This window comes from Methylibium sp., assembly GCF_013817365.1.
Classification (GTDB): Bacteria; Pseudomonadota; Gammaproteobacteria; order Burkholderiales; family Burkholderiaceae_C; genus Methylibium.
The window spans coordinates 1-9406 of record NZ_JACDCU010000121.1 but is presented as its reverse complement, the minus strand read 5'-3'; the positions used below and the strand labels follow the sequence as shown (position 1 = coordinate 9406).

The following is a 9406-nucleotide window of genomic DNA, read 5'->3' as shown; positions in this document are numbered from 1 at the left end:
TGCTGAGCTATGCCGAGCACACGCAGGGGCAGGCTCTGGCGCACGTCGGTTCGCTGAGCGTGGAACGCGCGACCGACCTGATCGAACTGCCGCCCTCCACCCACCGCAACCTCGAGTTGACCCAGACGCTGCGCGGCGAGGACGCACCGACGCTGCTCTCGCTGCTCGACACCTGCAAGACCGGCATGGGTTCGCGCGCCATGCGCCACTGGCTCACGCACCCGGCGCGCGAGCGAAGCGCCGCGACGTCACGCCACGAGGCGATCGCGGCGTTGATGGCGCAAGGCTTCGGACCGCTGCGGGAAGCGCTGCGCGGCGTGAGCGATGTCGAGCGGATCACCGCGCGCATCGCGCTCAGGCAGGTGCGGCCGCGCGAGCTGACGGGACTGCGGGCGACGCTCGCGCTGCTGCCGGCCCTGCGTGCGGCGCTGCCACCCTCACCCCAGCCCTCTCCGACAGTAGAAGGCGTCCTGCCCCCTCTCCCCGCACGTGGGGAGAGGGTTGGGAGGGAAGCGGGGCTTTCGGCAAACATGCTTGCCGCCCGCGAAGCGGACCCGGCTTGCAAGCCGGGTCGCGCACCGCAGGTGAGGGGCCTGCTGGAACAGGTCGCTACCGGCTTCGCGCCGCCGCCCGAAATAGCGACCCTGCTTGCACGCGCCATTGCGTCCGAACCCGCGGTACTGTTGCGCGACGGGGGCGTCATCGCGCACGGCTTCGATGCCGAGCTCGACGAGCTGCGCGCCATCTCCGAGAACTGCGACGCCTTTCTGCTCGACCTCGAGGCCCGCGAACGCGTGCGCACCGGCATTGCCAACCTGCGCGTGCAGTTCAACCGCGTGCACGGCTTCTACATCGAGGTCACTCAAGGCCAGGCGGCCAAGGTGCCTGCCGACTACCAGCGCCGCCAGACGCTCAAGAACGCCGAGCGCTACATCACGCCCGAGCTCAAGGCCTTCGAGGACAAGGCGCTGTCGGCGCAGGAGCGCGCACTGTCCCGCGAGAAGCTGCTCTATGAGCAGGTGCAGGACACGCTGCAACCGCATCTGCCCGCTCTCTCCTCGCTCGCCCGCGCCCTGGCCACGCTGGACGCCCTGGCGGCGCTGGCCGAGCGTGCACAAACGCTGAACTGGTGCCGGCCGGAGTTCGTGAGCCAGCCCTGCCTTGAGATCGAGCGCGGCCGTCATCCCGTCGTCGAGCTGAGGCTCGCCGAGACCGGCGTCGGCAGTTTCATCGCCAACGACTGCCGGCTCGACGCGACCCGCCGCATGCTGGTGATCACCGGGCCCAACATGGGCGGCAAGTCGACCTTCATGCGGCAGGTCGCGATCACCGCCCTGCTCGCGGCGATGGGCTCCTTCGTGCCGGCCGATGCATGCCGGCTCGGGCCGATCGATGCGATCCACACGCGCATCGGCGCGGCCGACGACCTGGCCAACGCGCAATCGACCTTCATGCTCGAAATGCTGGAGGCTGCGGCCATCGTGCACGGCGCGACCGAGCATTCGCTGGTGCTGATGGACGAGATCGGCCGCGGCACCTCCACCTTCGACGGCCTGGCGCTGGCGAGCGCCATCGCCAGCCATCTGCACGAGAAGAACCGCGCCTTCACGCTGTTCGCCACCCACTACTTCGAGCTGACCGCGTTTCCTGCGAAGCACCCGCGCGCCCTCAATGTGCATGTGAGCGCGGTCGAGTCGCATCGCAACGGCGGCGACATCGTCTTCCTGCACGAGATCGAGCCCGGGCCCGCAAGCCGCAGCTACGGCGTGCAGGTCGCCCGCCTGGCCGGGATGCCCGCAGGAGTGCTGCGTCAGGCACGGGCCACACTGGAGACGCTGGAAGCGCAGCAGATGGCGAGTGCCGCGCAGATCGACCTGTTTGCTTCGCCGGCGGCTGCCCCGTCTGCCGAGCCCACCGAGGTGGAGCGCGCGCTGGCGGCCATCGCCCCCGACACACTGAGCCCGCGCGAGGCGCTCGATGCGCTCTACCGCCTCAAGGCCCTGCAACAAGGAAACTGACATGACATATTGCGTTGCCGCCCGCCTCAGCGCCGGCATGGTGTTCCTTTCGGACTCGCGCACGAACGCCGGCCTCGACCACATCAGCACCTTCCGCAAGATGATGGTCTACGAGAAAGCCGGTGACCGCTTCATGGTGCTGCTGTCGGCCGGCAACCTGTCGATCAGCCAGTCGGTCCGCGAGATCCTGCAGGTCGAGAAGGTGGACAACGGCGACGGCCCGCCGATCACCATCTGGAACGCCAAGAGCATGTTCGACGCCGTGCGCGTTCTCGGCGCAGCGATCCGGCGTGTGCAAGAGCAGGACGGGGCGGCGTTAGAAGCCAACGGCATCGACTTCAACGCCCACATGATCTTCGGGGGCCAGATCGCCGGCGAGGCGATGCGGCTCTTCATGGTGTATTCGGCCGGAAACTTCATCGAGGCCACGCGCGAAACCTGCTACTTCCAAATCGGCGAGAGCAAGTACGGCAAACCCATCCTGGATCGCGTTCTCACGCCGCTCACACCGCTCGACGAGGCCGCCAAGTGCGCGCTGGTGTCGATGGATTCGTCGCTGAAATCGAACCTGTCGGTCGGCCTGCCGCTGGATCTGGTCGTCTATCAAGAGGGCCGGCTGCAAAGCGAGCAGATCGTCTGCATCGACGAGCACAACCCGTACTTCCGCATGATTCGCGGCACCTGGGGCCAGCGCCTGCGCGAGGTGTTCGAGGGCATCGACGCGCCGCAGTGGGACGCGGGCACCGCCGCCCTGCACCCGCTGCTCACGGAGTCGCCGCGCTTCGAGGCCATGCGCAAGATCCACAACCTGAGCGAGAAAGTGGTCTGAGCGATGGCGCTGGAGAGTGAACGCAACGACCGGCACATCGTCTTCTCCCACGCGAACGGTTTCCCGGCCGGCACCTACCGTCGGCTGTTCGAGCAATGGCAGGGCGCGGGCTGGGCCGTGCACGCGATCGAGAAGATCGGCCATGCGCCGGCCTACCCGGTCACCAGCAACTGGCCGCACCTGCGCGACGAACTGATCCACTTCATCGAGCGCGAAGTCGCGGGCCCGGCCTGGCTCGTGGGGCATTCGCTCGGCGGCTATCTCAGCGTGCTGGCCGCGGCGCGCCGGCCCGATCTGGCGCGCGGCGTGCTGCTGCTCGACTCGCCCGTCATCACCGGCTGGAAAGCCCGCGCGCTGCAGTTCGCCAAGGCCACCGGCCTGGGCGAGCGCTTCTCGCCCGGCTTCGTGAGCAAGCGGCGACGCCAGCACTGGCCGACCGCACAGGCGGCGTTCGATCACTTCGCGTCCAAGCCGACGTTCGCGCGTTTCGATCCCACCGTGCTGCGCGACTACATCGCTGCCGGCATGGAGCCCAGCGGTCCGCAGCATGCCCTGAGCTTTCAGCGCGAGATCGAGACCGACATCTACAACACCCTGCCGCACCACATCGCGGGCGTGCTGCGCCGGCATCCGCTGGCCTGCCCGTTGGCCTTCATCGGCGGAACGCAGTCCGCCGAGGTACGGCAGGTCGGCATGCGCGCGACGGAGCGGCTGAGCAGCGGGCGGGTGAGCTGGATCGAAGGCTCGCACCTGTTTCCGATGGAGCGGCCCGTCGAAACGGCGACCGCTGTGCTCGAGATCTTGCGAGGCGCGAGGCAGCCTTCCTGAAAAGCCGAACCGTTTCACCCGGCGTGAGCCCTCACCCCAGCCTTCTCCAGAGGGGAAAGGGAGAAAAGCCGCCCCCTATAATCTCGCTTTACCACCACGGCACTTTTCAGCCCAAAGCGGAGTGCCGCACGACATGACCAAGTTCGTCTTCGTCACCGGCGGTGTGGTGTCCTCTCTCGGCAAGGGCATCGCGTCGGCCTCGCTCGCGGCCATTCTCGAGTCGCGCGGCCTCAAGGTCACCCTCATCAAGCTCGATCCGTACATCAACGTCGATCCGGGCACGATGTCGCCGTTCCAGCACGGCGAGGTGTTCGTCACCGACGACGGCGCGGAGACCGACCTCGACCTCGGCCACTATGAGCGCTTCGTCACGACGCGCATGAAGAAGGCCAACAACTTCACCACCGGCCAGATCTACAAGACCGTGCTGGAGAAGGAGCGCCGCGGCGATTACCTCGGCAAGACGGTGCAGGTGATCCCGCACGTCACCAACGAAATCCAGACCTATGTGAAGCGCGGCGCCGGCATGGTGATCGGCCCGGCCGGCGACCTGGTCGCAGGCCCCGACGCGGTCGATGTGGCGATCGTCGAGATCGGCGGCACGGTGGGCGACATCGAATCGCTGCCGTTCCTCGAAGCCTCGCGCCAGATGAGCCTCAAGCTCGGCCCCAACCAGACCGCCTTCGTGCATCTGACCTACGTGCCCTGGATCGCCGCCGCGGGTGAGCTCAAGACCAAACCCACGCAGCACACGGTACAGAAGCTGCGCGAGATCGGCGTGCAGCCCGACGCCCTCTTGTGCCGAGCCGACCGCCGCGTGCCCGACGAAGAGCGCGAGAAGATCTCGCTCTTCACCAACGTGCCCGAATGGGGCGTCATCTCCATGTGGGACGTGGACACCATCTACAAGGTGCCGCGCATGCTGCACGAGCAGGGGCTCGACGGCCTCATTTGCGACAAGCTGCGGCTGGCCACGCCGCCGGCCAACCTCACGCGCTGGGACGCACTCGTGCACGAGGTCGGGCACCCGCAGCACACCGTGCGCATCGCCATGGTCGGCAAATACACCGACCTGTCGGACTCCTACAAGTCGCTCAACGAGGCGCTGCGCCACGCCGGCATCCACAACCACGCGCAGGTACAGATCGAGTATGTCGATTCTGAAACCATCACGCCCGAGACCGTGGCGCGGCTGGGCGAGTTCGACGCCATCCTCGTGCCCGGCGGCTTCGGCAAGCGCGGCATCGAGGGCAAGATCGCCGCGGCCCGCCATGCGCGCGAGCACAAGCTGCCCTACCTGGGCATCTGTCTGGGCATGCAGGTCGCGACCATCGAGTTCGCGCGCCACAAGGCTTCGCTGGAAGGCGCCAACAGCACCGAGTTCGACCCGTCCACGCCGCATCCCGTGATCGCGCTGATCGACGAATGGCAGGACGCCGACGGCTCCATCCAGAAGCGCGACGCCTCCTCCGACCTGGGCGGCACCATGCGCCTGGGTGCGCAGAGCTCCGACGTGAAGCCGAATACGCTGGCGCACGCGATCTACGGCAACGTGGTCACCGAGCGCCACCGCCACCGGTTTGAGGCCAACGAGCACTATCTCGATCGGCTGCAGGAGGCGGGTCTGGTGATCTCGGCCATGACCCAGCGCGAAAAGCTCACCGAGATCGTCGAACTGCCGCAAAGCGTGCACCCCTGGTACATGGGCGTGCAGTTCCACCCCGAGTTCAAGTCCACGCCCTGGGCCGGACATCCGCTCTTCATCAGCTACGTGAAGGCGGCGCTGGCGCACCAGGCGGCGCGCCACGAGAAGGCTGCGGCCTGAAGGATCATCAATGAAGCTGTGCGGATTCCAAGTGGGCCTGGACCGGCCTTTCTTCCTGATCTCCGGCCCGTGCGTGGTGGAGTCGGAGCAACTGCAGATGGACGTGGCAGGGCACCTGAAGGAGATCACCGCCGCGCTCGGCATTCCTTTCATCTTCAAGTCCAGCTACGACAAGGCCAATCGCTCCAGCGGCACGACCTTTCGCGGACCAGGCATGGAAAAAGGCCTGGAAATCCTGGCCAAGGTGAAGCGCGAACTGAACGTGCCCGTGTTGACCGACGTGCACAGCGAGTCCGAGATCGAGACCGTGGCGCGCCACGTCGACGTGCTGCAGACGCCCGCCTTCCTGTGCCGCCAGACCGACTTCATCCGTGCCGTGGCGCAGAGCGGCAAGCCGGTCAACATCAAGAAGGGCCAGTTCCTCGCCCCTGGCGACATGAAGAACGTGATCCAGAAGGCCCGCGACGCCGCGCGCGAGAAGGGGCTGCCGGAAGACCTGTTCATGGCCTGCGAGCGCGGCGTGAGCTTCGGCTACAACAACCTCGTGTCCGACATGCGCAGCCTGGCGATCATGCGCGACACGGGAGCACCGGTCGTCTTCGACGCCACGCACAGCGTGCAGTTGCCCGGCGGGCAAGGCACCAGCTCGGGCGGACAGCGCGAGTTCGTGCCGGTGCTCTCTCGCGCTGCCATCGCAGTGGGCGTGGCGGGCGTGTTCATGGAAACCCATCCCGACCCCGCCAACGCGATGAGCGACGGCCCGAACGCGGTGCCGCTCAGGCACATGAAGGCACTGCTCGAACAACTGGTCAGCATCGACCGGGTCGTCAAGGCCCAACCGCTGCTGGAGAACGATTTTTCTTGCTGAGGTCACAACCGATGAGCGCCTACATCATCGCCACCGTCCGCGTCACCGACGCGGCCCGCTACGAGGACTACAAGACGTTTTCCTCGCTGGCCATGCACACCCACGGCGCCGAGGTGCTGGTACGGGGCGGCATGGTCGGTGTGCTCGAGGGCGACTGGACGCCCGAGAGAGTGATCGTGATGAAGTTCGGCAGCGTCGCGCAGGCCCGCGCGTTCTACGATTCCACGGAATACGCCAAGGCCAAGGACGCCCGCGCCGACGCGGCGGTCATGCAGATGATCGTGGTTGAAGGGACCGACTGAGGTCGGCCCCTTCAACCACTGCGTGCCGCTTTGGCCCACCCCTCCCCAACCCTCCCCTCAAGGGGAGGGAGCAATACAAAAACATCGCTCTCTCGAAAGGTCAGTGAATGAGTGCCATCGTCGACATCGTCGGTAGAGAAATCCTCGACAGCCGCGGCAATCCCACCGTCGAATGCGACGTGTTGCTGGAATCCGGCGTCATGGGGCGCGCCGCGGTACCCAGCGGCGCTTCGACCGGCTCGCGCGAGGCGGTCGAGCTGCGCGACGGCGACAAGGCCCGCTACCTCGGCAAGGGCGTGCGCAAGGCGGTGGAGCACATCAACTCCGAGATCTCCGAATCCGTGCTCGGCCTCGACGCCTCCGAACAGGCCTTCCTCGACAAGACCCTGATCGACCTGGACGGCAGCGACAACAAGTCCCGACTCGGTGCCAACGCCACGCTCGCCGTCAGCATGGCCGTCGCGCGTGCTGCCGCCGAGGAATCGGGTCTGCCGCTGTACCGCTACTTCGGCGGCATGGGCGCGGTGCAGATGCCGGTGCCGATGATGAACGTGATCAACGGCGGCGCGCACGCCAACAACACGCTCGACCTGCAGGAGTTCATGATCATTCCGGTGGGCGCGCCGAGCTTTCGCGAAGCGGTGCGCTGGGGCGCGGAGACTTTCCATGCGCTCAAGAAAATCTTACACGACCGCGGCATCAGTACCGCGGTCGGCGACGAGGGCGGCTTCGCACCCAGCGTCGAAAACCACGAGGCCGCGATCCAGATGATCCTCGAGGCGATCGACAAGGCCGGCTACAAGGCGGGTGAGCAGATTGCGCTCGGTCTGGACTGCGCCGCCAGCGAATTCCACAAACCCGGCGCCAACGGCTCGCTGGTCTACAAGCTCGACGGCGAAGGCTTGGCCCTGTCGGCCGAGGAATGGACCGCCATGCTGGCCGGCTGGTGTGACAAGTACCCGATCATCAGCATCGAGGACGGCATGGCCGAGGGCGATTGGGACGGTTGGGCCCACCTCACGCAGCAACTTGGCAAGAAGGTGCAGCTGGTCGGCGACGACCTCTTCGTCACCAACACCAAGATCCTGCAGGAAGGGATCGACAAGGGCATCGCCAATTCGATCCTCATCAAGATCAATCAGATCGGCACGCTCACCGAAACCTTCGCTGCCATCGAAATGGCCAAGCGCGCCGGCTACACCTCGGTAATCAGCCACCGCTCCGGCGAGACGGAAGACTCGACCATCGCCGACATCGCCGTGGGCACCAACGCCGGCCAGATCAAGACCGGCTCGCTCTCGCGCAGCGACCGCATCGCCAAGTACAACCAGCTGCTGCGCATCGAGGAAGACCTCGGCGAAGTGGCCGTCTATCCGGGCCGCAAGGCTTTCTACCACCTGCGCTGAACTCTTCAGAGACCGAGCCGGCGTCGTGCGCCTCGTCACTGCCCTTTTGGTCGCGCTGCTGGCTCTCGTGCATGTCGAGTTGTGGTTCGGCAGCAGCGGCATGGGCCGGGTGCTGGGGCTGCGGACACTGCTGGTCGAGCAACAGGGCAAGAACGCAGCGGCGCGCTCGCGCAACGAGCAACTGTCGGCCGAGGTGCGCGATCTGAAGGAAGGCCTCGAGATGGTGGAAGAGAAGGCCCGTCACGAGCTCGGCATGGTCAAGCCTGACGAAATCCTCGTGCAACTGACGCCGCGCCGCTGAGCCCTTTGGCGCGAGCCGCCACAGCTCACGCACTTGCGCGCTAGAAACCGACACTCGAGCTTGCGGCCGCTTGCCGGCGCAACGCGACCCGGCCTCATTTGCCCGACGGGTCTGCCAACACAGGCCCTGCCCCAGATGCTTTCGGACTGCGTCGCTTTTCTCAACGGACCCGCCTTCACCCTGGGCGCCTTGTCCAGCAGCCGGGCCGAGCTGCTCGGCGCGTTCCTGGGCGTGTGGATGGTGCTGCTCAACCTGCGCGTCAACCCGGCTGCCTGGCCGCTGGCCATCGCCAGTTCGCTGCTCTTCCTGCTGGTGTTCTGGGACGCGCGGCTCTACGGCGACGCGTTGCTGCAGATCCTTTTCGTCATCGTCGCCTTCTGGGGGTGGTGGCAATGGTTGCGCGGCAAACAGGCCGATGGCTCGGCGCTCGTCGTGCGCCACCTCGGAGTGCGCGGTCGCGCCGCCGCCCTGCTCGCCTTCGCCGTGTTGTGGCCAGCTATCGGCCTGCTGCTCGCTCGCCAGACCGACACCGATGTGCCTTGGTGGGACGCTTTTCCGACTGCCGGCAGCGTGGTCGCCCAGGTGCTGCTCGCGCGCAAGTACGTCGAGAACTGGCCGGGCTGGCTGGCCGTCAACCTGGTCGCGATCGGTCTGTTCGCCTACAAGGGCCTGTGGCTGACCGTAGGCCTGTACGCGGTGTTTGCGTTGCTCGCAGCCGTGGGCTGGCGGGCGTGGGCACAACGTGCTGCGATGAGCGCCTGAAATGAAGCGATCGTCTGTTCCCGGCCCGTTGCGGACCTTCGATGCGCGTTGCTGTTGCTTTGCGGGTGTTGGGTGCGAGCAAAGCCGCGGGCGGGCGGCGGGCTTCGCTTCGGTGCGGCGGTCGGCCCTGCGGGCCGACTGCGCTGCGCTGCTCGGTCTCGTGGCCGCGTCGCAAAACTCGCTTCGTTCGCTGCGCTCACTGCGCTCAAACAATTGCGACGAGTCAGTTCACGAAGCGCGCTGCGCGCACGGCCACGAGCCCTGCGC

At 66.7% G+C, this 9406-nt stretch carries 9 protein-coding genes; all 9 read left to right on the top strand.

What is annotated here, in order from left to right; translation table 11 throughout:
* The coding region (mutS, locus tag H0W38_RS09505) for a DNA mismatch repair protein MutS (RefSeq protein ID WP_292453202.1) at positions 1–2018 on the top strand (2018 nt) is incomplete at its 5' end.
* Position 2019: 1 nt separating this feature from the next.
* Positions 2020–2847: a proteasome-type protease gene (locus tag H0W38_RS09500; protein WP_292453199.1), complete on the top strand. Its 828-nt coding sequence runs from the start codon at positions 2020–2022 to the stop codon at positions 2845–2847.
* A 3-nt stretch (positions 2848–2850) separates the two neighbouring features.
* A complete protein-coding gene (locus H0W38_RS09495; protein ID WP_292453196.1) occupies positions 2851–3675 on the top strand; it encodes an alpha/beta hydrolase in 825 nt (274 codons plus the stop codon).
* Positions 3676–3808: 133 nt separating this feature from the next.
* Entirely contained in the window at positions 3809–5500 is a 1692-nt protein-coding gene (locus H0W38_RS09490) for a CTP synthase (RefSeq protein ID WP_292453194.1), read from the top strand.
* Between the two features lie 10 nt (positions 5501–5510).
* The gene (kdsA, locus tag H0W38_RS09485) at positions 5511–6368 is read left to right on the top strand and encodes a 3-deoxy-8-phosphooctulonate synthase (RefSeq protein ID WP_292453191.1); all 858 of its coding nucleotides are present in this window, start codon (positions 5511–5513) and stop codon (positions 6366–6368) included.
* A gap of 11 nt (positions 6369–6379) precedes the next feature.
* Positions 6380–6670: a DUF1330 domain-containing protein gene (locus H0W38_RS09480; RefSeq protein ID WP_292453188.1), complete on the top strand. Its 291-nt coding sequence runs from the start codon at positions 6380–6382 to the stop codon at positions 6668–6670.
* Positions 6671–6777: 107 nt separating this feature from the next.
* A complete protein-coding gene (eno, locus tag H0W38_RS09475) occupies positions 6778–8076 on the top strand; it encodes a phosphopyruvate hydratase (protein WP_292453184.1) in 1299 nt (432 codons plus the stop codon).
* Between the two features lie 25 nt (positions 8077–8101).
* Positions 8102–8377 (top strand): cell division protein FtsB, encoded by a 276-nt coding sequence (gene ftsB / locus H0W38_RS09470; RefSeq protein ID WP_292453182.1) that lies wholly within the window; start codon positions 8102–8104, stop codon positions 8375–8377.
* Between the two features lie 135 nt (positions 8378–8512).
* Positions 8513–9139: a nicotinamide riboside transporter PnuC gene (gene pnuC, locus H0W38_RS09465; RefSeq protein WP_292453179.1), complete on the top strand. Its 627-nt coding sequence runs from the start codon at positions 8513–8515 to the stop codon at positions 9137–9139.
* The last annotated feature ends 267 nt before the right edge of the window (positions 9140–9406 follow it).